The 22,891-nt window shown below is 34.8% G+C and carries 22 protein-coding genes and 2 pseudogenes; 18 read left to right on the top strand and 6 right to left on the bottom strand.

The features are described 5' to 3' along the window. The first annotated feature begins 4 nt into the window (after positions 1-4). Together yacG and tsaD are read left to right on the top strand one after the other, a co-directional pair. A complete protein-coding gene (gene yacG, locus B9N71_RS08310; RefSeq protein ID WP_085165475.1) occupies positions 5-220 on the top strand; it encodes a DNA gyrase inhibitor YacG in 216 nt (71 codons plus the stop codon). Then, positions 220-1,245: a tRNA (adenosine(37)-N6)-threonylcarbamoyltransferase complex transferase subunit TsaD gene (gene tsaD / locus B9N71_RS08305; protein WP_085165473.1), complete on the top strand. Its 1,026-nt coding sequence runs from the start codon at positions 220-222 to the stop codon at positions 1,243-1,245. The genes yacG and tsaD overlap by 1 nt, the downstream gene beginning before the upstream one ends. A 103-nt stretch (positions 1,246-1,348) precedes the next feature. On the opposite strand, the gene B9N71_RS08300 is transcribed toward tsaD, so the two are convergent. Next, positions 1,349-1,705, bottom strand: coding sequence for a DUF4282 domain-containing protein (locus tag B9N71_RS08300; protein ID WP_194240423.1), 357 nt, complete (start codon positions 1,703-1,705; stop codon positions 1,349-1,351). Between the two features lie 118 nt (positions 1,706-1,823). On the opposite strand from B9N71_RS08300, the gene ycaO reads away from it, so the two are divergent. Beyond that, positions 1,824-3,590 (top strand): 30S ribosomal protein S12 methylthiotransferase accessory factor YcaO, encoded by a 1,767-nt coding sequence (ycaO, locus tag B9N71_RS08295; RefSeq protein ID WP_085165471.1) that lies wholly within the window; start codon positions 1,824-1,826, stop codon positions 3,588-3,590. 61 nt (positions 3,591-3,651) lie between these two features. Here ycaO and B9N71_RS08290 read toward each other — a convergent pair whose 3' ends face one another. Beyond that, entirely contained in the window at positions 3,652-4,482 is an 831-nt protein-coding gene (locus B9N71_RS08290; RefSeq protein WP_167370083.1) for a shikimate 5-dehydrogenase, read from the bottom strand. 70 nt (positions 4,483-4,552) lie between these two features. Here B9N71_RS08290 and B9N71_RS08285 point away from each other — a divergent pair, with 70 nt between their 5' ends. The 3 genes from B9N71_RS08285 to mltG all read left to right on the top strand — a co-directional run bounded on the left by B9N71_RS08285 (position 4,553) and on the right by mltG (position 7,204). Beyond that, complete coding sequence (locus B9N71_RS08285) at positions 4,553-4,882, top strand: nitrous oxide-stimulated promoter family protein (RefSeq protein WP_034911385.1); 330 nt, start codon at positions 4,553-4,555, stop codon at positions 4,880-4,882. Between the two features lie 206 nt (positions 4,883-5,088). Further along, entirely contained in the window at positions 5,089-6,189 is a 1,101-nt protein-coding gene (alr, locus tag B9N71_RS08280) for an alanine racemase (protein WP_085165469.1), read from the top strand. Further along, on the top strand, positions 6,182-7,204 hold the full coding sequence (mltG, locus tag B9N71_RS08275; RefSeq protein WP_085165467.1) for an endolytic transglycosylase MltG: 1,023 nt from the start codon (positions 6,182-6,184) through the stop codon (positions 7,202-7,204). Before alr ends, mltG begins: the two co-directional genes overlap by 8 nt. Before the next feature lie 73 nt (positions 7,205-7,277). On the opposite strand, the pseudogene B9N71_RS13545 reads toward mltG, so the two are convergent. Continuing rightward, positions 7,278-7,586, bottom strand: a pseudogene (locus tag B9N71_RS13545) (YqcC family protein); the annotation flags it as partial. 21 nt (positions 7,587-7,607) lie between these two features. Continuing rightward, positions 7,608-8,156 (bottom strand): annotated as a pseudogene (gene ampD / locus B9N71_RS13540) (1,6-anhydro-N-acetylmuramyl-L-alanine amidase AmpD); the annotation flags it as partial. A 200-nt stretch (positions 8,157-8,356) separates the two neighbouring features. Here ampD and ppdD point away from each other — a divergent pair. From ppdD to B9N71_RS08245, 5 genes are all read left to right on the top strand, one after another. Then, positions 8,357-8,788, top strand: coding sequence for a prepilin peptidase-dependent pilin (gene ppdD / locus B9N71_RS08265; RefSeq protein WP_065591018.1), 432 nt, complete (start codon positions 8,357-8,359; stop codon positions 8,786-8,788). A gap of 39 nt (positions 8,789-8,827) precedes the next feature. Next, the gene (locus B9N71_RS08260) at positions 8,828-9,937 is read left to right on the top strand and encodes an ATPase, T2SS/T4P/T4SS family (protein WP_065591019.1); all 1,110 of its coding nucleotides are present in this window, start codon (positions 8,828-8,830) and stop codon (positions 9,935-9,937) included. Next, positions 9,934-11,109, top strand: a complete 1,176-nt coding sequence (locus tag B9N71_RS08255) for a type II secretion system F family protein (protein ID WP_085165465.1) — start codon at positions 9,934-9,936, stop codon at positions 11,107-11,109. Before B9N71_RS08260 ends, B9N71_RS08255 begins: the two co-directional genes overlap by 4 nt. Next, positions 11,109-11,858 (top strand): prepilin peptidase, encoded by a 750-nt coding sequence (locus B9N71_RS08250; protein WP_085165463.1) that lies wholly within the window; start codon positions 11,109-11,111, stop codon positions 11,856-11,858. Before B9N71_RS08255 ends, B9N71_RS08250 begins: the two co-directional genes overlap by 1 nt. A 211-nt stretch (positions 11,859-12,069) precedes the next feature. Further along, a complete protein-coding gene (locus B9N71_RS08245; protein WP_065591022.1) occupies positions 12,070-13,227 on the top strand; it encodes a M20 aminoacylase family protein in 1,158 nt (385 codons plus the stop codon). Positions 13,228-13,295: 68 nt separating this feature from the next. Here B9N71_RS08245 and ygfZ read toward each other — a convergent pair whose 3' ends face one another. Further along, the gene (ygfZ, locus tag B9N71_RS08240) at positions 13,296-14,171 is read right to left on the bottom strand and encodes a tRNA-modifying protein YgfZ (protein ID WP_065611291.1); all 876 of its coding nucleotides are present in this window, start codon (positions 14,169-14,171) and stop codon (positions 13,296-13,298) included. A 284-nt stretch (positions 14,172-14,455) separates the two neighbouring features. On the opposite strand from ygfZ, the gene ilvI reads away from it, so the two are divergent. Then, on the top strand, positions 14,456-16,174 hold the full coding sequence (gene ilvI, locus B9N71_RS08235) for an acetolactate synthase 3 large subunit (protein ID WP_085165460.1): 1,719 nt from the start codon (positions 14,456-14,458) through the stop codon (positions 16,172-16,174). Next, positions 16,174-16,668 (top strand): acetolactate synthase small subunit, encoded by a 495-nt coding sequence (gene ilvN, locus B9N71_RS08230; RefSeq protein ID WP_085165458.1) that lies wholly within the window; start codon positions 16,174-16,176, stop codon positions 16,666-16,668. Before ilvI ends, ilvN begins: the two co-directional genes overlap by 1 nt. A 230-nt stretch (positions 16,669-16,898) precedes the next feature. On the opposite strand, the gene B9N71_RS08225 is transcribed toward ilvN, so the two are convergent. Further along, the gene (locus tag B9N71_RS08225) at positions 16,899-17,276 is read right to left on the bottom strand and encodes a DUF5362 family protein (protein ID WP_065560130.1); all 378 of its coding nucleotides are present in this window, start codon (positions 17,274-17,276) and stop codon (positions 16,899-16,901) included. A 119-nt stretch (positions 17,277-17,395) separates the two neighbouring features. On the opposite strand from B9N71_RS08225, the gene dusA reads away from it, so the two are divergent. The 5 genes from dusA (at position 17,396) to kdgK (ending at position 22,777) form a co-directional block, all read left to right on the top strand. Continuing rightward, positions 17,396-18,322, top strand: coding sequence for a tRNA dihydrouridine(20/20a) synthase DusA (gene dusA / locus B9N71_RS08220; protein WP_085165494.1), 927 nt, complete (start codon positions 17,396-17,398; stop codon positions 18,320-18,322). 104 nt (positions 18,323-18,426) lie between these two features. Continuing rightward, positions 18,427-20,442 carry a DNA helicase Rep gene (rep, locus tag B9N71_RS08215; protein ID WP_085165456.1) on the top strand — a complete coding sequence of 672 codons (2,016 nt, stop codon included), beginning with the start codon at positions 18,427-18,429 and terminating at the stop codon, positions 20,440-20,442. 35 nt (positions 20,443-20,477) lie between these two features. Continuing rightward, positions 20,478-21,233: a hypothetical protein gene (locus tag B9N71_RS08210; RefSeq protein WP_085165454.1), complete on the top strand. Its 756-nt coding sequence runs from the start codon at positions 20,478-20,480 to the stop codon at positions 21,231-21,233. Between the two features lie 112 nt (positions 21,234-21,345). Beyond that, the gene (locus B9N71_RS08205) at positions 21,346-21,816 is read left to right on the top strand and encodes a NanQ anomerase/TabA/YiaL family protein (RefSeq protein ID WP_085165452.1); all 471 of its coding nucleotides are present in this window, start codon (positions 21,346-21,348) and stop codon (positions 21,814-21,816) included. A gap of 25 nt (positions 21,817-21,841) precedes the next feature. After that, on the top strand, positions 21,842-22,777 hold the full coding sequence (gene kdgK / locus B9N71_RS08200) for a 2-dehydro-3-deoxygluconokinase (protein WP_085165449.1): 936 nt from the start codon (positions 21,842-21,844) through the stop codon (positions 22,775-22,777). The last annotated feature ends 114 nt before the right edge of the window (positions 22,778-22,891 follow it).

The following is a 22,891-nucleotide window of genomic DNA, read 5'->3' as shown; positions in this document are numbered from 1 at the left end:
TGAAATGAATAAAAATACTACATTTGTTAAGTGCCCAACTTGTCAAAAAGAAGTTGAATGGAGTCAAACTAGTCTTTATCGTCCATTTTGCAGTAAGCGTTGCCAGCTTATCGATTTAGGTGATTGGGCAACTGAAGAGCATCGTATTGCTGATAAAGATATTACCGAACAAGATCTTTGGAGTGAAGAAGATCTTAACGATTTTGTAGGTAGGCATTAATGAAGATCCTTGGTATTGAAACTTCATGTGATGAAACTGGTATAGCCATTTATGATGATGTCAATGGTTTAATTGCAAATCAGCTTTATTCACAAATTAAATTACATGCTGATTATGGAGGTGTGGTGCCAGAGCTGGCATCGCGCGATCATATTCGTAAAACCGTGCCATTAATTCAAGCAGCTTTAAAACAAGCTAATTTAACCGCACACGATATTGATGGGGTTGCCTATACTGCTGGTCCGGGATTGATTGGAGCGTTGATGGTAGGCGCATCGATTGGACGATCGCTTGCTTATGCTTGGAACGTACCAGCTGTTGCAGTTCATCACATGGAAGGCCATTTACTTGCGCCGATGCTTGAAGATAATCCACCTGAATTTCCCTTTGTTGCATTATTAGTTTCGGGGGGACATACACAGCTTATTAGTGTGACTGGTATTGGTAAATATGAACTTATTGGAGAGTCAATTGATGATGCTGCAGGAGAAGCTTTTGATAAAACAGCCAAATTGCTTGGTTTAGATTATCCCGGTGGCGCAAAATTATCAAAATTGGCTGAACAGAGTAGTGGAGCGCGATTCCATTTTCCTAGGCCAATGACTGATCGTCCTGGGCTTGATTTTAGTTTTTCAGGCCTTAAAACAGCCGCAGCTAATATGATTCATCAGCATAGTGATAATCATATTATTGATCCACAAACTAAAGCAGATATTGCTAGAGCATTTGAGGATGCTTTGGTTGATACATTGGTGATTAAAGTAAGACGAGCACTTGAACAAACAGGATTTAAAAATTTAGTAGTTGCTGGTGGGGTAAGTGCTAACAAAACACTGCGTACTAAATTGACTGAGTTGATGCATCAACGAAAAGGAAAAGTTTTTTATCCAAGGCTCGAATTTTGTACCGATAATGGTGCCATGATTGCTTATGCTGGTATGATTCATTTAAAAGAGAGGCAGTATTCAGATTTAGTTATTAGTGTTAAACCAAGATGGCCTCTTAGCGATCTTAATGTTGGTTAACTGATTATTTTGATTTGACAACATGTAAATTAAAATTACATGAAAAATAAAAATGCGGGAATTTGTTCTCGCATTTTTAAGCTATATAGTTAAATAAACGATATTAATTAATAGGATCTGTATCAGAACATTCTTCTTGTTTTTCTGAATTGGTCTTTTCATTAGCTAATTTTTGAATATTTTGATTAATATTAAATAGTACACAAATTAATTCAAAACCAATGCGAGTTGAAATAAAGCCCACAACTAAGGTAACAATGCCAGTGAAAAAAGCAACTAAACCCATAGTAAAGCTATAAGTAAATGCAGCAAAACTACCTAATATCATAGAGAACGCACTAATTCCAATAAGTAATAATGCGATCCAATACACGATTGTGATAAAAGAAGGTGTTAACATTTTATCAAAGAAGAATAAGTCTTTAATGGTAAAGCCTTTAAAGTCTATTTTTTTGTTCATTTTATTTCCTTTTTAGTTGGATTGATTTTATTACTTCTATTTTTTTATATTTGCGTATAAAGTGATAATTTTTGAAAAGCGCAACAATTATAACATAAAATTATTTTGAGATTAACTTATGAAAACTTATATCCCCGGTAAAGATGCTGCTCTTGAAGATTCGATCAACTATTTTCAGCAGCAATTAGCAAAATATGATTTAGAAGTAAAAGAAACTTCTTGGCTAAATCCGGTACCTAATGTGTGGTCAGTGCATATTCAAAATACTAAATGTCCACTGTGCTTTGCTAATGGTAAAGGCGCAAGCAAAAAGGCGGCATTAGCATCGGCTTTAGGAGAGTATTTTGAACGGTTATCAACCAATTACTTTTTTTCAGATTTTTACTTAGGAGAGCAAATAGCGAATGCCGATTTTGTGCATTATCCAAGTGAAAAATGGTTCACTATTCCTGAAGATAATTCCCTACCTAAAGGAGTATTATCCAAAGAACTACTTAAGTTTTATGATCCTAATCAAGAATTGAGTGCAACAGATTTAATTGATTTACAATCAAGTAATGGTGATCGAGGTATCTGCGCTTTACCATTTGAACAGCAGTCTGACAAAAAAACTATTTATGTGCCAGTTAATTTAATTGCTAATTTATATGCCTCTAATGGAATGTCAGCCGGTAATACTCGTAATGAGGCTCGAGTACAAGGGTTATCTGAAATTTTTGAGCGTTATACTAAAAATAAGATTATAGCCGAAGGCATTAGCTTACCAATTATCCCAACTGAAGTGATTAACCGTTACCCCACCGTTTTAGCTGCAATTGATGCGCTTGAAAGCGAAGGCTTTCCGCTTTACTGTTTTGATGCCTCATTGGGTGGAGAGTTTCCGGTTATTTGTGTAGTGTTATTTAATCCACAAAATGGAACGTGTTACGCCTCATTTGGTGCGCATCCAAATTTTGGCGTTGCGCTTGAAAGAACAGTAACAGAATTACTACAAGGACGCAGTTTAAAAGATCTTGATGTGTTTTCACCTCCAAGTTTTGATAATGATGATATTGCCGACCTTAGCAATTTAGAAACGCATTTTATTGATTCGAGCGGTTTGATTTCATGGGATCTATTTAATGAGCAAGCAGATTACGAATTTGTCGATTGGGACTTTTCCGGTTCAACTGAGCAAGAATTTGCTAATTTGATGGCTATTTTTACCCGCCATAATACTGAAGTGTTAATTATGGACTACGAACACCTTGGTGTATATGCTTGCCGAATTCTGGCCGTTGGTATGTCTGAAATTTATCCTCCTGAAGATCTTATAATTGCCAATAGCAATATGGCTATAGGATTACGAGAGCTTATTTTGTCATTACCTTACCAAAAACGTACAGCTAAACAGTACCTAGCAATTATTGAACAGCTTGATGATGAAGGGCTTGATGATTATGCTCGAATTCGCGAACTGCTAGGCATAGCAACAGGTAACGATAATGCTTGGTTAACTCTTCGCGTTGGCGAGTTAAAAGCAATGCTGGCATTGGCAGGCAAAGACTTAATACAAGCACAACAGTGGATTGATTGGACGATTGAAATGAACGAGTCTATATTCACGCCATCGCGCAATCATGCTTATCGTTGTTTACAGACATTAGTTAATTTTATTTTAGAACGAGACAAAAAACAGTTTAATAACTATCAAGCCGCATTTAATAAAATGTATAGTAAAACCTGTGTTGATGATATGTGGCAATACGCTAATGGTGACAAAACATTTTTTTGTTTAGCTAATTATACGAAAATCGAGAAACAGACCAATAACAATCTAGAACAGTTTGATATGCACCAAAAATTATTAGCTGTATATAATAAATTGCATCAGACAATGTTATAAATTATTAACTTAAATTTTATTTAAATTCCACCGGTGAACACGGTGGAATGAATAACTTTATTTAACCTTGCCTTGCAAATTCTCCTGCTTGCCTTACTAACTCATCGCTCGGGGTTACACCGGTATATAACACAAACTGTTCAAGCGCTTGTAAAACAGCAACATCAGCACCTGAAATAATGATTTTATTTATCTTTTGGGCATATTTTATCATGGGAGTATCAACGGGAAGGGCAACTACATCAAACACAATATCGGCATTTTTTATCATAGTTGTGGGAAATGCAAGCGCCTCAGACTCAATACCACCAAGCATACCAATTGGGGTAACATTGATAATCAATTTGGCTTGATGTGGCAATATTTCTTGCTCATCCTTTACCCATTTATAGCCATATCGTTTGGCTAATGCTTCGCCTTTTTGTTGGTTACGTGCGGCAATAATACCATTTTTAAATCCCGCATCATAAAAAGCTCCGATCACCGCATTAGCCATGCCTCCGCTGCCTTTTAATACAAATGGTGTTGTATTATCAATCTTATTTTCTACAATGAGTTTAGCAACGGCAATATAATCAGTGTTATAAGCTTTTAAATGATGGTTGGTGTTAACAATGGTATTTATCGATTGAATAGATTTTACCGAGTCATCTAATTCATCAATAAACTCAATGCAAGCTTCTTTATAAGGCATTGAAATGGCGCAACCTCTAATACCTAAGGCCTTAATGCCATAAATCGCATCTTTCAAATTATTGGTAGTAAAGGCTTTATATAAGTAATTAAGATGGAGTTTTTCGTACAAATAGTTATGAAAGCGAGTACCAAAATTGCTTGGTCTTGCTGAAAGGGACATGCAAACAGTTGTGTCTTTATTGATAATTCTTGCCATTACAACAAATCCTTGTGATCATATTAGATGATTTTATTTTACCACTTTCTTAATTAACGTGTATGTAATTATGGTTGCAAACAATAACGGTCCTAAAATACAGCAAGAAAAAGCAACAGTAAGAGCAATGATCTATTTATATTGCTTTAAACAACATCATAGCCAACATCATCAGTTATGTGAGGAATGCAACGACCTGTTGCAATATGCTATGCAACGCTTAACAATGTGCCGTTTTGGTGAAGAAAAAACGACATGTGAACGTTGCCCTAAACATTGTTATCGTAAAGATTATAAATTAAAAATTAAACAGGTAATGCGGTTTTCTGGTCCAAGAATGTTAATTTATTATCCTACAATGGCATTAAGGCATCTTTATAAAAACTTGGTGAGTAGGTAAGTTATTACCATTATTAACGTTTACTATGACAAAACAAATATTAACTCGTCATAAAGTTAAAATTATGGTTTAGTATATTCTATTGATTAAAAATACTAATTTCCGTAATAGCCTAAAATTTCCACCGATTTGTATACTGTAAAAAATTTGTTATTATTAGAAACAGAATTTAAAATAATGGTTCGATAAGAGTCTGGATCAAAGAAATGTCTATTGCAGTTGTTGAAGTTAATCGTCAAGCAGTTATTCATAATGTTGAGTATCTCAAAAAAATGGCTCCAAATAGTCAACTAGTTGCGATTATAAAAGCCAATGCTTATTCACACGGTAGTGAGGAGATTGCTCAATTATTACATGATAAAGTGAATTATTTTGGTGTATCGCGCCTTACCGAAGCTATGCAATTGCGAAACAATGGTATTAACACACCGATTCTGGCTTTGGAAGGTTTCTTCCCGCATGATGATTTGGATTATTTTATTGATTTTAACATTCAACCAGCTATTCATAGCAAATGGCAAATTGACATATTGCAAACATCCCTCCGTAAAGATCAAATTACCACATGGTTTAAGCTTGACACAGGGATGCATCGGTTAGGTTTTTGTCCTGATGAAGCAAAGGACGAATTTTATCGTTTGGCTAGTTGTTCAGTAGTTCGTACACCAATTAACATTATGAGCCATTTCAGTTCGGCTGATGATCTCACTTCAAAACAAACGTTAAAGCAAATAGAACTATTTGATCAGTTTATTGATTCCATTGATGATAAATCACTTATTGGCAAGTGCTCAATTGCTGCATCGGGCGGTATATTAGCCTGGCCAAAAGCTCAGCGAGATGTTGTGCGTCAAGGTATTGCTTTATATGGCGTTTCACCTTTTGATGAATCTATTGCTGAGCTACAACCTGCAATGACGTTTAAATCTGAATTAATTGCGGTACGAAAACACAAAAAAGGTGAATCAGTTGGTTATGGTCAAATTTGGTGTAGCCAGCAAGATACTAAACTAGGTGTGGTTGCAATGGGGTATGGTGATGGTTATCCACGAAATATTCCAGAAAATACTCCTGTTTTGATTAATGGTCGAAAAGTACCAATCGTTGGTCGAGTATCAATGGATATGATTGTAGTTGATTTAGGTATAAATTGTCTTGAAAAACCAGGTGATGAAGTCATATTTTGGGGAGCAGGACTTCCTGTTGAGGAAATCGCAAAGCATACTGGAATTAGTGCTTACGAATTAATAACGCGCTTAACTTCACGCGCAAAAATTCATTATATAGATAAATTAAATTATGATTAAAAAAATATTTTTATACACTTTACTTTCTTTTATATTAATTATTGGCGGCTCGATCAGTATTGGTTATTACTTTTTACAGCAGTTTTCTAAACAACAAATGCAAGTAACCAACGAAAACCAGATGTTTGTTTTGAAAAAAGGCACATCCATGCACCAATTGGTTGCACAAGTTAAAGAAAGTAAATTAATGCATAGTGCTTATTTATTGCCTTATTTGTGTAAATTGAATCCTTCATTGAGATCAATTAAAGCAGGAACTTATCAATTACACCCACATATGACCGTTGAAGAGTTTTTGCAATTATTAGTGTCGGGTAAAGAAAGCAATTTTTCAATTCAATTTGTGGAAGGTAAACGAGCTAAAGATTGGTTAAATATTATTCAAAGTACGCCATACATTGAACAAACATTAGTTGGAAAAACAGATGAAGAAATTGCTAAGTTATTAGGCATTGAAGGATCAATTGAAGGTTGGTTATCGCCTGATACTTACCTTTATACCGCAGACACTTTAGATATTAATATCCTAAAACGTGCGCATATGACGATGAAAAGTAATTTGCAAAAAATTTGGGATAATCGGGATAGTAATCTTCCTTATCAATCCCCTTATGAATTACTGATTATTGCATCAATTATTGAGAAGGAAACAGGTATTAGTTCAGAGCGTGCTAATGTGGCATCGGTATTTGTTAATCGTTTAAGAGCTAAAATGAAGTTACAAACAGATCCAACTATTATTTATGGTTTAGGCGATAACTATAAAGGTACTATTAGGCGCGTTGATTTGACCGATACTGAAAATCCTTATAATACTTATGTTATTGAAGGATTACCACCAACTCCAATTGCAATGCCAAGCATTGCCTCGCTCGAAGCTGCAGCACACCCAGCTAAAACCAATTATCTGTTTTTTGTGGCGAATGGAACAGGTGGACATACATTCTCAAGTACTTACAGTAACCATCAGCAAGCAGTTAATGAGTATCGTCGAATGAATAGTAGTGGGAATTAAATAAAAATTCAATAAAATCAATGCTCTGTCTGAGCATTTTTTCATGTTTGTTAACTTTAATTATTACCGCATATTAATGCGGTAATTTTTCATAATTAAGTTGCGACAAATCATCAAGTTGCTTAATTAGGTAAAGTAGATGATTAACATCTTGTTCTTGCTCTTTTAGTGCTTCTTCAAAATAAGGGTGTAAGGCAAATTTGGGCAAATTTGTTTTGGCGTCAATCATTGCTTGTATACGTGGAATAAAAATCCATTGTAACCATTCGTGTGCTTGCATGGTATCGATAGCAAAAGGTTCTTGGCTTAAAAATGCATTGGGATTTGGCGGTATAGTTTGCCATAAATCGATTTTTTGTAATTCCTCAATAATTTGGTCAAGTTGATTTAGTAGCTTTTGCCCTTGCGATTTTTGTGTTAATAAATTCTGATAATGTAGCCAATCAAAATAGGGGCCAGGATCTGTTTTTCGATTTGGAGCAATATCGCTATGCCCAGCAATATCTTTGATGGCATAAGTTTGTTGTAATAATAACGTAACGTTTACTAATTGCTGATATTGTTGTTCGGTAAAATTATCGCTATCACATCCTTCCATTTCGATGCCGATCGAAAAATCATTACAATTTTCTTGCCCTTCAAATGCTGATTTTCCTGCATGCCAGGCACGTTTATCAAATGGAACAAATTGAATAATTTCACCATCACGTCGAATAAATAGATGGCTTGATACTTCAAGTTGATGAATCGAAGCAAAGTACGGGTGCTGGTTGGGATCGAGCCGACCAGTAAATAATTGCTCAACATAAGGACCTCCATATTCATTGGGCGGTAAGCTTATATTATGAATAACAAGTAGTGATATCGGTTTATTAATAGGGCGTTCATTATAAAAAGGCGAAACAACTTGCTTTATACCTTGTAACCAGCCATTAACAATTTTTAGGGACATAGTGACTCCACTTATTTGATAAACCGATGTATGGATTTGTCTATTTTGCGATTTGCTTCGCAAAAATTGAACATACAACGTAATAATTAACTACATTAAGGATTTTACTTTCTAATCTTACTTTTTCATTATTATTCCATTTTTTTGTTTTGCTATAAAGGCTCTTAGATTAAATAATTGACTAAAAAATAGAGGTGTTTATGTCTAATCAATCGGGCTTTACGTTATTTGAACTTATGATTGCCATTATTGTTATCGCTATCTTAGCCGCTATCGGTGTTCCTGCTTATCAGGGATATGTAAAAAAAGCCGCAATGACTGATATGTTGCAAACAATGACATCGTATAAAACCGCTGTAGAAATTTGTGCTGTAGAGCAAGGTAGCTTAACCAATTGTAGTAATGGTAATAATGGCGTACCAGCTAGTCGGACATCAAATTATGTTACTTCTATTACGGTTAATAACGGAGTTATTACTTTGGTTGGAACTAGCGCCTTAACAGGGTTAACTACTACACTAACACCAACAATCAATGCTACAAATGGCAATTTAGATTGGAGCCGAGTTTGTACTACATCGCCAAGTGATACCAGTTTAACCAGTGCTTGTGAAGATATTTTTAAATTCTAATGTTTGTATTTAATAATTGACGAATAAGGAACCACCTTTATGCAAGAAGAACAGTTAATTGAAAGTATCGATAAATTGTTACTTGAAGCATTAGATAAGCGTGCTTCGGATATTCATTTTGAGCCTTACCAACATAGCTATCGTATTCGTATGCGCATTGATGGTGTTTTGCACGATATGTTATCACCCCCACTTGCATTAGCGAAACAGATAACAGCAAGATTAAAAATCATGTCTCAACTAAATATAGCTGAACATCGATTACCGCAAGATGGCCAACTCATTATTGATCGTTATACCATGCGTATTTCCACTTTGCCTGTAATGAATGGCGAAAAAATTGTTTTAAGAGTAATGGATAATCATGAATCTGAATTAACCATTAATGATTTAGGGTTAACGGATGCAGATCTGTTAACATTTAAACAAATTTTAGACTACCCACAAGGATTGATTTTAGTTACAGGTCCAACAGGAAGCGGTAAAACGGTGACGTTATATAGTGGATTAAAGCGGTTAAATAAAACCGAACGTAACATCTGTAGTGTCGAAGATCCCATTGAAATTCCTCTAGAGGGTATTAATCAAACTGCGATTAATCTCAAGGCTGGCTTAACATTTGCTATTGTATTGCGTGCTTTACTACGGCAAGATCCTGATGTAATGATGATTGGCGAAATTCGCGATCATGAAACCGCCGAAATTGCAATTCAAGCTGCGCAAACAGGGCATCTAGTATTATCTACATTGCACACTAATTCAAGTGTCGAGGCAATAACACGATTAAAGCAAATGGGGATAGAAAATTATCTATTGTCATCAAGTTTAAAATTAATTATTGCTCAGCGGTTAGTTCGAAAATTGTGCTCACACTGCAAAGTTGTGGCGAGTGATTTAGTTAAGCTAGGCAATGAATACGAACCGCATTATTTAGCTTCAGGATGCCCAAATTGTATTGGCGGTTATAAAGGACGAATTGGGTTATACGAGTTTTTAGTTATCACGCCCGATATTCAACAACAAATATTAGCCAATCAAACTATTTTACCTTCAAATATGACTTCGCTAAAAATAGCAGGACAAAAATTAGTGAGGCAGGGCGTGACAACATTAGCTGAATTAAATCGAGTCTTGGGTGATACAGCGTGAAACGGCTCTATTATTGGTATGATGTTGATTTTAATCAACACAAAATTATTGCCGAATCATCACAGGCAGCTAAAAGACTGTTATTATTGCAAGGTAAAATTGCCATTAAGATTAAAGCTGGTAAAATTATTACTGTACATAGTTTTAATCGTACAGATCTACTGATGATTACCAAACAATTAGCGACTATGTTAAAAGCAGGTTTGTCTATTATTGATACATTACAATTGCTAGCTCAAGAGCAAACCAAACCGCATTGGCAATATTTGTTACTTGATATCAAACAACAAGTCGCTAAAGGCGAATTTTTATCTCAAGTATTGCAGCAACATCAATCGGTGTTTTCCTCTTTGTATTGTGAGATTATAGCAACAGGTGAACTAACTGGGCAGCTCGATGAAAGTTTTGAACAATTATCGTTATTGCTTGAAAAATCAATTAAACTGCAAAAAAGCCTAAAAAAGGCAATTCGTTATCCGTTGTTTTTATTATTGATTGCAATGATGGCAAGTTTGGTAATGTTATTATTCGTTTTACCAAAATTTTCCGATATTTATCAAAATTTCGATGCTGAACTACCAGCTTTTACACAAGGAGTTATTGATTTTTCGAGTTATTTGCAACAAAGCTGGTTAATTTGGTGTATCGTCTTTTTTATTAGTTATTTCTGTTATCAACGCTATTTAAAAGTGCGTTATCGACGTAAAATCGAAATGATAGTAATAAAATTTCCCTTTATTGGAAAAATTATTCAAACCACTTGCTTAACTCAGATTTTTCAAACAATTGGAATCACTCAAAAAGCTGGCATACCATTATTAGCTGGTTTAACTGCGGCGGCTAATACTACTTGCTATTGTCTTTATCGTGATAGTATTTCTCAAATTATTGTAGGCATTGAGCAAGGGCTTCCATTTAGCCATGTATTGCATGGGCAACGATACTTTCCTAATTTATGTTCACAGTTAATTCATGTGGGGGAGGAATCAGGCACACTAGATTTAATGCTCGATAAATTAGCAATTTATTATCAAGAACAAAATCAAACCTTAACCGATAATTTATCACAAGCATTTGAGCCATTATTAATGCTAGTTTTGTCTTTAATTATTGGCAGTTTAATTATGGCTATGTATTTACCGATATTCCAAATGGGCGATGTAATTCACTAATGTTAGTATTTATTATTATCTATTTAGGTTTTTGTATCGGTAGCTTTGTTTATGTTGCTTATTATCGTTATTTGCCAACACTGACACCATACCAATATTTATGTCGAATTAGTTTTCATCGATCTGCTTGCCCACATTGTCATAGTAAGCTTAAAGCTTGGCAATTGATACCGATTATTTCTTGGTTAATATTAAAACGACGTTGTTATTACTGCAATACCAATATTTCATGCCAATATCTTATTGTTGAATTATTTGTCGCTGTTTTATTTACTTTTATCTATATTGATAAAAGCATCAATTATCAAAGCGGTATTTTAATGATTCTTGGTTGTTATTTTTTACTTTTAGCTTTAATCGATTTTAAATACTATTTATTGCCAGATTTGTTTACCCAACCATTAATGTGGACAGGTGTAATGCTTGCCTATTTTGATTTGGCAAACATCGTTTTAACCGATGCTTTGCTAGGTATCTTTTGGGGATATCTATTATTAAAAATACCTGCTACTTTATTTTATTTGGTATTTAAAAAACAGGGATTAGGGGGAGGTGATATCAAATTGCTTGCCGCTCTTGGTGCTTGGTTGCCTTATACATCATTACCAATGTTATTATTTTTTGCTTCCCTATTGGGGATTATATATTCTCTTTTTTTGCGATATGTGATCAATGAACCAAAATCAAAAGTTATTCCATTTGGTCCTTTCTTATTAATTTCTGGTTATGTGATTTATTATTTCTGTTAAAAAGTTTCAGGAAAATAGGTGTTTTAATCAATTTATTGTTAATCAATAAGTGTTAAAAGTGCATAAATGTATTATTTTTTCATTAAATGCAATATATAACTAAAATTGATATCCATAGTAAAAATAGTTATTTTTATAAAAGTGAAAATCGCGTTATAGTGTTAGCTAGGTTTGTTGAACCGCAGGTTATTCACCTACTAAGGAATTACTTATGATATCTAATAGTATTAATCAATTAAAAACCGAAATGATAACATGGCGCCATCATATTCACGCCCATCCAGAAACAGCCTTTGAAGAGGTTAAAACCACGCAATTTATTATCGAAAAGTTACAATCCTTTGGTATTACCGAGTTATATACTGATTTTGCTCCAACAGGAGTTGTTGGTATTATTAAAGGTAATCGTGATGGACGATGGATTGCTCTGCGAGCTGATATAGATGCATTAGATATTATTGAAGAAAATAATATTAATTATTGCTCAACCATTTCTGGCAAAATGCATGGGTGTGGTCATGATGGGCATACTGCAATGTTACTAGGAACGGCTAAATATCTTAGTGAACACCGTGATTTTGCTGGTACTGTTGTTCTTATTTTTCAACCAGCTGAAGAAAACGAAGGCGGAGCCAGAGTCATGGTTGAAAATGGTTTATTTGAACAATTTCCGATTGAAGCAGTATATGGCATGCATAATCAACCTAATATGGAGTTAAATCACTTTTATATTAATCATGGCCCAATGATGGCATCGTATGATGTATTTGAGATCAAAATAACAGGTGTTGGTGCTCATGCCGCTGCGCCTCATCTAGGAAAAGATACAATTTTGACAGCTACGCAAATCGTAAATGGATTACAAAGTATTGTGAGTCGTAATGCTGATCCTTTAAGTTCATTGGTAGTTAGCGTAACGCAAATTCATAGTGGCGATACTTGGAATGTGTTACCACAGGAAGCGGTTATTCGCGGTACTGTTAGAACATTTAGTGCACAAGTACAAGATATGGCTGAAAATCGTATTAAACAAATAGCAACAGGTATTGCCACAACATTTGGAGCCAAGGCGGAAGTAGATTATCAACGCCGTTACCCAGCTACCATCAATTACGCTAAACAAGCTGATATTGCTATTGCAGCTGCTAAACAAGTTGTGGGACAAGATAACTTAATTATTGATCCTCTCCCTTCAATGGGTTCAGAAGATTTTGCTTTTATGCTACAAAAAATCCCTGGTGTTTATGTATGGTTGGGCGCTGGTAAAGGGGCTAATTTGCATAATCCAGCTTTTAACTTTAATGATGAAGTGTTAACAACTGGTGTAAGCTATTTTGTTGAAATAGTTAATCAAGAACTTACTAACTAAGTTAAAACGATATTCCAACGACAGCTGGAATAAACGTTGCGTTATTCCAGCTTATTAGTCGAAAACAATTAAAATGTCATTCGGCTATTGTCATTTCCATATACTCTAAATGGCGTATTTAAATCAATTCCATTATTAAGTACCACTTGGACACAAACACCGTCTTTTTCGTCTAGTTTTGCCGCAGCTAACACAAGTCCCCCTTCTCGCCAACCACCGGCAAGTTTATACTCAAGCGTACTGCCTATTTTAGGTAGAACATCACTCGTACCCTTTATTACATACATACCACGAGTATTTGCTCCACGGAACTGCGCTCTAGCTACCATTTCCTGACCACAGTAACAACCTTTTTCAAAGCTGATTGCGTCATAAGATTGCAAATTACAGGCTTGTGGTAATAATATTGCCATATTGTCATTATCAATGATAGGGTAACCAGCTTGCAGATCAAGTTTTAGCCAGTCGCTACATGGATGTAAATCTTCAGAAATAGGCTCCGGCGTTACCATAATAACACGCATTTGCGGTAAAGGTAGTTTGATATAGGTGATATTATTTTCAGTAAAACAGTTTTTATCGCTTAATTTTTCTGTGATTCCAGGGGGGATCGCATCTCCAACCAAGCCGACCATATTTAGATCTTCGACTGGTTCGATAGTTACTTTAGAAAAAACAGCGTATTTTGTTAGTTCGGCAATCTGTTTTTTAACAACACTTTTACGCTCAATATAGTAAATATCATTACCTCGTTGAAATAACAATAAAGTACTCCACATTCTGCCTTTACTGTCGCAATGAGCAGCATAAAGCGTAGATTTTTCTGAAAGTCGGTTAATATCGTTAGTTATTTGACCTTGCAAGAAAGCTCGGTTATCCTCACCTGTAACTTTAACTAATTGCCAGTCAGCAAGAGAGGTTGGTTTAGAAGAAATATTGCTCATATTTGTACCTTTGGGTGAAGAAGAATCCTAGTACCGTTATGGCTAGAAATACTCATCTCCTGAGTTTATATAAAAAATAAAAAAATAACAATAAAATCAATTAGCAATATTTAAATAAAATAGATAGATTACGGATATTATTCATAATATTTTAAAAAATAATTTTATTTGTGGATAATTTTTTCAGTAAAACACTTAGTTAATTGACTTTAATTGATTTTGTTTATAAGTTGATGCAAAATAAACCACTAAATGACTAATCAGTTACATTGGAGACAACAACCATGGCAAAACTGTCAGGCGCAGAGATGGTTATTCAATCTTTGATTGACCAAGGAGTAAAACAGATATTTGGCTATCCCGGTGGTAGTGTTCTTGATATTTATGATGCCATTCACACGTTAGGTGGTATTGAACATATATTAGTTCGCCATGAACAAGCTGCGGTACATATGGCCGATGGTTATGCTAGAGCAACAGGGAATGTTGGCGTTGTTTTAGTTACATCAGGCCCTGGGGCAACAAACACTATTACTGGTATTGCAACAGCTTACATGGATTCGGTTCCACTGGTTATATTGTCTGGACAAGTTGCCAGTAACCTAATTGGTAATGATGCATTTCAAGAATGTGACATGATCGGAATTTCGCGTCCGATTGTTAAACACAGTTTTTTAGTCAAAGATAGTAAAGATATTCCAGAAACCATCAAAAAAGCATTTTATATTGCTTCGACAGGTAGGCCTGGTCCAGTCGTTATCGATCTACCAAAAGATATTGTTAATCCAGCTAACAAATATAATTATCATTATCCAAAATCAGTTTTAATGCGATCTTACAATCCAACGATTCAAGGTCATAAAAAACAGATCAAAAAAGCATTAACCACGTTGTTATCGGCTAAAAAACCGGTGTTATTTATTGGTGGTGGGGTTATTGCCGCCGATGCTAGTGGCGAAATTAAAACACTTGCAGAAAAATTAAACTTACCTGTCGCTTCAACGTTAATGGGTATTAGTGCTTTTCCGGGAACCGATAAACATTATCTTGGTATGATAGGCATGCACGGTATTTATGAAGCTAATATGGCCATGCATAATGCCGATGTAATTTTTGCAATCGGTGCACGTTTTGATGATCGAACAACCAATAATGTTGAAAAATATTGTCCAAAAGCCAAAATTATTCATGTTGATATCGATCCGACTTCTATTTCAAAAACTATATCTGCTTCAATTCCTGTAGTTGGTGATGCAAAAGTTGTTCTTGAAACGTTGCTGTCTATGTTAGATGAGTTAAATACAGAACGTGATCTTGACGCATTAATTGATTGGTGGAAACAGATAGAACACTGGCGATCACGTCACTGCTTAGCTTATAACCATGAAGGGCAAAGCATTAAACCACAAGAAGCGATACAAGTGTTATATAAATTAACCAAAGGTGATGCATTTGTGACGACCGATGTCGGTCAACATCAAATGTTTACTGCGCTTTATTACCCATTTGATAAACCTCGTCACTTTATCACATCTGGTGGGCTAGGCACGATGGGATTTGGTTTGCCAGCAGCGCTGGGAGTCAAATTGGCATATCCTAAAAAAACCGTTGTATGTGTAACAGGCGATGGTAGTATCCAAATGAATATTCAAGAATTATCAACCGCATTGCAATATGGCTTACCAGTACTGGTTTTAAATTTGAACAACCGCTTCTTAGGCATGGTTAAACAGTGGCAAGATATGATTTATTCTGGACGCCATTCAAGTTCTTATATGGAATCTCTACCTGATTTTGCTAAAATTGCAGAAGCCTATGGTCATGTTGGTATGGTAATAACAAAGCGTGAGGAACTAGAATCTAAACTGAAACAAGCACTGGCAATCAAAAACCGTTTAGTTTTTGTTGATGTTATGACTGATGCGACTGAACATGTATATCCAATGCAAGTTCGAGGTGGTGCAATGAACGAAATGTGGCTTAGTAAAACGGAGAGAACCTAATGCGTTATATATTATCAATCTTAACCGAAAACGAACCTGGCGCATTATCACGAATTATCGGCTTGTTTTCGCAACGTGGTTTTAATATCGAAACTATCACCACTGCGCAGACTGAAGATCCAACCATGCACCGCATGACAATTCAGACCTCGGGTGATGAGTATGTGATTGAACAGATCCAAAAGCAATTGCATAAACTTGTTAATGTTTACCGTGTTCATGATTTAACCGAAGGCCCGCATGTAGAGCGTGAAATCATGCTAGTAAAAGTAGAAGCAAAAGGTTCACAAGCACGTGATGAAGTTAAACGTTGTGCCGATATTTTTAGAGGATCGATCGTAGATGTTACTGCAACACATTATATTGTACAACTATCGGGTACTAGTGAAAAACTAGATTCATTTTTATCCTCAATTCGTGAAACATGCAATATTATCGAAACCGTCCGTTCAGGAATTATTGGCTTATCACGTAGTGAAAAAACAGTTAAATAGCCATATTTATAGTTAACATATTTATTAAGGCACATTGTGTGCCTTAATTTTGTTAACAATACTAAGACTGTTGATTTCTCAATCAAAAGGCATAAAGATGTTGTCATATTTTAATCTCGCCAAAAATTAACAATAGCAACTAGTTATGCCTAGAACAATGCTACTAGATACTTACTTGAAAAGGTGCCAAAATTAGAAGATCAGTAGTCTTTAGATTAAAGTAATAATTGTTAGTAATAACCATTACTGTATGAAGCAATAATAGAAACAATAATTATCATATATATAATGAAAAATAGTATTGAAGCGATAAATGTTATTAAAGCATATTTCCAATAGCCATATAGGTTTTCAATAGCATCAATAATATCATTTTCTTTTTGAACACTTGCAGCTAAGCTAAATGCGCTTCCTGACTTAAAAAGTTTTACCCCAGCAATGATTTGTGGAATACCAATAATAGCAGTGATTATACCTAGACAGGTAAGAGCGCCTACAATTATAAAAATAACGCCAAAAATTTGTTGCATTGTTGCAATAAAACGCATATGTTTTTTTAATAATTCAGTAGTTTGAAAAGAAATTACATTTGCTTGATTTGTATCCATTTTTATTCCTTATATTGTTGCTCTATTTAAAAACGACAAATAGAATAACATTTTATAAATTAATGTCGAGGTGATTTTTGCATAACATTTTAAGTTTAAATCGTTTTTCTATTTCCCCAATGTTAGATTGGACAGATAAACATTGCCGTTATTTTCATCGAATTTTAACAAAAAAAGCATTGCTATATACCGAAATGGTGACTACAGGCGCAATTTTATTTGGGAAAGGTGATTATTTAGCTTTCAACAATGAAGAGCATCCACTTAGCTTGCAACTAGGCGGTAGCGATCCTAACGCATTAGCGCAATGTGCAAAATTAGCGCAAGAACGTGGTTATGACGAAATCAACTTAAATGTGGGATGTCCATCGGATCGCGTACAAAATGGTATGTTTGGTGCTTGTTTAATGGGAAATCCAAATTTGGTTGCCGATTGTATCGCTCAGATGCAAGATCAAGTTGATATTCCCGTCACGGTAAAAACAAGAATTGGTATTGATGATTGCGATAGCTATACTTTTTTGTGTCAATTTATTGAAAAGGTAATGCCTTACACCAAAACATTTATTGTACATGCGCGCAAAGCATGGTTATCAGGGTTAAGCCCAAAGGAAAATCGTGAAGTTCCGCCACTTGACTATGAACGTGTTTATAAATTGAAACAAGATTATCCTAATTTAACTATAGCCATCAATGGTGGCATAAAAACAATTGATGAAATAAAATGCCATTTACAGCATGTTGATGGTGTGATGGTTGGGCGAGAGGCATATCAAAATCCACTGTTACTTACTGAAATTGATACGCAAATTTTTGGCACAAATACCCCCATCATTGATCCCCTATCTGCTATTCAAGCACTTTACCCTTATATCGAACAACAGCTAATGCAAGGTGCGCAACTTAACCATATTATGCGGCATACTTTAGGTATATTTAATGGACGTAAAGGAGCAAGGCAATGGCGGCGCTATCTTAGCGAAAATGCGCATAAAAAAGGGGCAGGGGTCGAGGTTGTTGAACAGGCTTTAACATTCATCAAATAATATTTAACAAAATAGCAATTTTATTTGCTCAATAATGACGCTAATTGCGCGCTGCTAGTATATCGTTATATACTAGCTCACATTTTTCCTAATGGTTTTATTCTGTGCGTTTAAATTCAAGTCAACAAAAAGCCGTTGAATATGTTTCAGGACCGTGTCTTGTTTTAGCTGGGGCAGGTTCTGGCAAAACTCGGGTTATCATTAACAAAATTTCCTATTTAATTCGTGTTAAAGAATATTTACCACGCCATATTGTTGCAGTTACCTTTACGAATAAAGCCGCACGCGAAATGAAAGAACGTATAGCCCAAGCACTTAGTAAACAAGAAGCAAGAGGGCTTAAAATATCAACATTTCATACGCTAGGATTGGATATTATTCGCCGAGAGTATACTCATCTGGGAATTAAATCTAATTTCTCATTATTTGATGATCATGATCAAACAGCGCTACTCAAGGAACTAACTCATCAATGGTTAGAAGATGATAAGGATCTGATTAATCAATTACGCTCAACAATCTCAAATTGGAAAAATGATCTTGTTGATTCAACTATTGCGATGGCAAGAGCGCAGACGAATAAAGAGAAACTATTTGCTCACTGTTATCAATTGTATGAAAAACAATTAAAAGCTTGCAGTATATTAGATTTTGATGATCTTATATTATTGCCCACACTCTTATTAAAAACCAACGAAGAAGTTCGCGAAAAATGGCAAAACAAAGTTCGTTATTTGTTGGTTGATGAATATCAAGACACAAACACAAGTCAGTACGAATTTATCAAATTACTAGTTGGTAACCGAGCTAAATTTACTGTTGTTGGTGATGATGATCAGTCTATTTACTCTTGGCGTGGTGCACGACCACAAAATTTAGTATTACTTAAACAAGATTTTCCTAATTTAGAAGTGATCAAATTAGAACAAAATTACCGATCATCGGGTCGAATTTTAAAAGTGGCGAATATCTTAATCGAAAATAATCCACATATCTTTGAAAAAAAACTTTTCTCAGAACTGGGTTATGGTGAAACATTAAAAGTTATTTCAGCCGATAGCGAAGAGCATGAAGCCGAAAAAGTTATTAATCACCTTATTGGCCATCGTTTTGCGCATAACAGTCAATATGGTCAATACGCTATCTTATATCGTGGCAATCATCAGGCACGACTAATTGAAAAGATACTCATGCAATATCGGATACCGTATCGAATCTCTGGCGGTACATCATTTTTTGCTCGAATTGAAATTAAAGATTTAATGGCATATTTGCGATTATTAACTAATCCAGATGATGATAATGCGTTTATTCGTATTATCAACACACCAAAACGAGAAATTGGTCCAGCAACTATTCAAAAACTTGGCGAATGGGCTAATCATCGAGGTGTTAGTTTATATCAAGCAAGCCATGATATGGGGTTGACCCAATTGCTTTCAGGTAAACGTATGGAGTCATTACAAGAATTCATACATTGGTTTGATGCCCTTATTCAAAAATCTCATACTGAACCCATGGAAGCAATTTATGAACTTCTACACGGGATTCATTATGAGAGCTGGATTTATGAAACCTCATCATCCCCAACATCTGGGCAAATGCGTATGCGGAATGTAGAACAATTGGTCAGTTGGTTAAATGATATGTTGCAAGGTGATGATATTGATGAAGCAATGACACTTGAACAAGCTGTCGCGAGATTTACTTTGCGTGATATGTTAGAACGTAACGAGTCCGAAGAAGAACTCGACCAAGTACAACTTATGACACTACATGCATCTAAAGGATTAGAGTTTCCTTATGTCTACTTGATTGGCATGTCCGAAGGTTTATTACCTCATCAAACTAGCATTGATGAAGATAACATTGAAGAAGAGCGCCGTTTAGCTTATGTTGGTATTACTCGGGCGCAACGAGAACTGACTTTCTCTTTTAGCCGGCAACGTAAACAATTTGGCGAGACACTTCAAGTTGAACCGAGTCGATTTTTATTAGAACTGCCACAAGACGACTTAGAGTGGCAAGATCAGTGTAACGAATTATCACCTGAAAAAAAAATGCAACAAGGGCAAAGTAGGCTAGCCATGCTAAAAGCGCAAATTGCCAAGGCTAAGTAACCAAATTTTGACAATTATAAAATAAGGAATAACAAATGATGAAGTTAATAATAAGTGTCATATTAATTTTAACTAGTTGCTTTGCGAATGCTACAGGTTTAAATTATCACTCAGAACGCACGAGGCTCTATCAATTAACCAAAAAATTTGAAGCGCAAAAAACATTACCTAGGTTATATACAAAAGAAGGCAAAGAAATTCTTAGCCAATTTACTGATCCCAAACTTCTTGAGAATTTTTCAAAAGATAAAATAGATGAGAAATTAGATATAACCAATTATATCAACCATATAGTTGAGACTTATTTAATCTTTTCATCAAATAAATCAAACGAAATAACCAGCCAAGATCTAACGAATAACCTAAAACGATTCCAACAAGAAATTATTTTATTAAGCACTTTTAATATAAAATATTTTGCGGCAATATCTCCCCATATTAATCAGTTTTATAAAGAACTTCCCGATAATGAAAGAGGTGGAGTCATACAGTATAGTGTGAAAATGATGCAATCAGAAATGTTAAAATATTACTACGGTGGATTTAAGTGGATTGCTTTACTAGATTGTTTAACTGAACAATCTAAATTGGATATTATCGACACATTTGAACAATCAGCTGAAAATTACGCTAAATTTATCCCAGAATCGAAAAAGACCGCAATCATTGAAAAGGCCGAACAATTAATAACTCAACAGCCTATATTTAAATCACAGTTATCACATATTATCAACGTGATGAAAACAAACGAATGTGAAGAAATATGTCAAATAATCTACGAAAATAAGTGACTTATGTATATACTCTTTATCAATCTAATTAAATTTATCATAGTAGAAGTTAGTTATAACTAATTTGGTTATTTGTATTAATTTTCATCAATATTTTTAAGGATAATTTGGTATGATTTTAGGTAATATTAATCATTTAGGGTTAGTTCCTTATTTACCCGAAAAAATTAAACAATCAATTGAATATATTAAAGATAATGTCAATAATAACACGCCTGTGGGGCGTTACGATATTGATGGTGATAATATGTTTTTTATGGTGTCAGATAGTACATCGCGACATATTCATGACGTTAATCCGGAATATCATGAAAAATATATTGACGTTCAGATTGTTTTAGTTGGGCAAGAGGGTATGGCAGTAAGTACGTTACCGCCATATACAAAAGTGTTAGATAATAAATTAGTAGAAAATGATATTGCCTTTATCGAAACACCAAAAGAAGAGACCTTGTTGATATTACACCCAAATGATTTTATCGTGTTTTTACCTAATGAAGTGCATAAACCGCTTTGTGCAATTGATAATAATATCGAAACAGTTCGCAAAGTTGTGGTAAAAATCGCGTTAGATTATTTATAAAAAGGTTAAAGATGATAAGTATATTATGACTACAAAAATAGCTGTTATTGGCGAATGTATGATTGAATTGTCGATGAATCAGGATTCGACTACGCGTGGTTTTGGTGGTGATACGCTTAATACATCGGTTTATTTGTCTCGTTTACTAAAAGATAATGATTTTTCAATACATTATGTAACCGGGCTTGGTACCGATCCCTTCAGTCAAGAAATGTTAGATTGTTGGCAAACAGAAAACATTCAAATAGATTTAGTTCAAAGAATGTCTGATAAAATGCCGGGGCTTTATTCTATTGTTACTGATGAACATGGTGAACGGTCTTTTTATTATTGGCGTAATGATGCTGCTGCTAAATTTTGGTTGAAAACAACTGAAACAGATAGAATAATTCAGCAAATTGAACATTATGATTATGTATATTTGAGCGGTATTAGTATTGCTATTTTAGATGCTGAAAGTATCCTTAAGTTATTAGATCTTTTAAAACGTGTTAAAGCTAATGGTGGTAAAGTTATTTTTGATAATAATTTTCGTCCATGTTTATGGAGTAGCCTTGATTTGGCTCGTAGTGTTTATGCTGATATTCTTAGCTTTACAGATATTGCATTTTTAACATTAGATGACGAAGATTTATTATGGGGTAAGCTACCTTATGAGCAAATTATTGAGCGTACAAAACAATTTGGTGTAACTGAAATTGTTATTAAACGTGGCAGTGATAACTGTATTATTGATTCTGCTGATGGTCGTTTTGAAGTTCCTGCTAATAAAATTACTAAAGATAAAGTGATTGATACTACGGCCGCTGGTGATTCATTTAGTGCTGGATATCTTGGGGCTCGTTTAAGTGGAAGGAACCCTTCTCAGTCAGCATTACAGGGGCATTTGGTGGCTGGCACGGTTATACAATATCGCGGCGCAATTATTCCTGTTGATGCGACTCCAAAATTGATATACTAAGTTAAATCAACAAATGACGGTCATTAATGACCGTTTTTTTCTGCTGTAGAAATAAAAATTTTAGTTTATTTTTTGTCAAAAAGTTTCAGGTAACACTGTGTTTTAGTATAAAAT

The organism is Gilliamella bombi, assembly GCF_900103255.1.
Classification (GTDB): Bacteria; Pseudomonadota; Gammaproteobacteria; order Enterobacterales; family Orbaceae; genus Gilliamella; species Gilliamella bombi.
The sequence above is the reverse complement of the archived record's forward strand: the minus strand, read 5'-3'. Positions and strand labels throughout refer to the sequence as shown.

Excerpts from the sequence above, each read along its gene's own strand:
- yacG (WP_085165475.1), top strand. The coding sequence starts at position 5 with ATGAATAAAAATACTACATTTGTTAAGTGCCCAACTTGTCAAAAAGAA.
- tsaD (WP_085165473.1), top strand. The coding sequence starts at position 220 with ATGAAGATCCTTGGTATTGAAACTTCATGTGATGAAACTGGTATAGCC.
- B9N71_RS08300 (WP_194240423.1), bottom strand. The coding sequence starts at position 1,705 with ATGAACAAAAAAATAGACTTTAAAGGCTTTACCATTAAAGACTTATTC.
- ycaO (WP_085165471.1), top strand. The coding sequence starts at position 1,824 with ATGAAAACTTATATCCCCGGTAAAGATGCTGCTCTTGAAGATTCGATC.
- B9N71_RS08290 (WP_167370083.1), bottom strand. The coding sequence starts at position 4,482 with ATGGCAAGAATTATCAATAAAGACACAACTGTTTGCATGTCCCTTTCA.
- B9N71_RS08285 (WP_034911385.1), top strand. The coding sequence starts at position 4,553 with ATGGTTGCAAACAATAACGGTCCTAAAATACAGCAAGAAAAAGCAACA.
- alr (WP_085165469.1), top strand. The coding sequence starts at position 5,089 with ATGTCTATTGCAGTTGTTGAAGTTAATCGTCAAGCAGTTATTCATAAT.
- mltG (WP_085165467.1), top strand. The coding sequence starts at position 6,182 with ATGATTAAAAAAATATTTTTATACACTTTACTTTCTTTTATATTAATT.
- ppdD (WP_065591018.1), top strand. The coding sequence starts at position 8,357 with ATGTCTAATCAATCGGGCTTTACGTTATTTGAACTTATGATTGCCATT.
- B9N71_RS08260 (WP_065591019.1), top strand. The coding sequence starts at position 8,828 with ATGCAAGAAGAACAGTTAATTGAAAGTATCGATAAATTGTTACTTGAA.
- B9N71_RS08250 (WP_085165463.1), top strand. The coding sequence starts at position 11,109 with ATGTTAGTATTTATTATTATCTATTTAGGTTTTTGTATCGGTAGCTTT.
- B9N71_RS08245 (WP_065591022.1), top strand. The coding sequence starts at position 12,070 with ATGATATCTAATAGTATTAATCAATTAAAAACCGAAATGATAACATGG.
- ygfZ (WP_065611291.1), bottom strand. The coding sequence starts at position 14,171 with ATGAGCAATATTTCTTCTAAACCAACCTCTCTTGCTGACTGGCAATTA.
- ilvI (WP_085165460.1), top strand. The coding sequence starts at position 14,456 with ATGGCAAAACTGTCAGGCGCAGAGATGGTTATTCAATCTTTGATTGAC.
- ilvN (WP_085165458.1), top strand. The coding sequence starts at position 16,174 with ATGCGTTATATATTATCAATCTTAACCGAAAACGAACCTGGCGCATTA.
- B9N71_RS08225 (WP_065560130.1), bottom strand. The coding sequence starts at position 17,276 with ATGGATACAAATCAAGCAAATGTAATTTCTTTTCAAACTACTGAATTA.
- dusA (WP_085165494.1), top strand. The coding sequence starts at position 17,396 with ATGTTAGATTGGACAGATAAACATTGCCGTTATTTTCATCGAATTTTA.
- B9N71_RS08210 (WP_085165454.1), top strand. The coding sequence starts at position 20,478 with ATGATGAAGTTAATAATAAGTGTCATATTAATTTTAACTAGTTGCTTT.
- B9N71_RS08205 (WP_085165452.1), top strand. The coding sequence starts at position 21,346 with ATGATTTTAGGTAATATTAATCATTTAGGGTTAGTTCCTTATTTACCC.
- kdgK (WP_085165449.1), top strand. The coding sequence starts at position 21,842 with ATGACTACAAAAATAGCTGTTATTGGCGAATGTATGATTGAATTGTCG.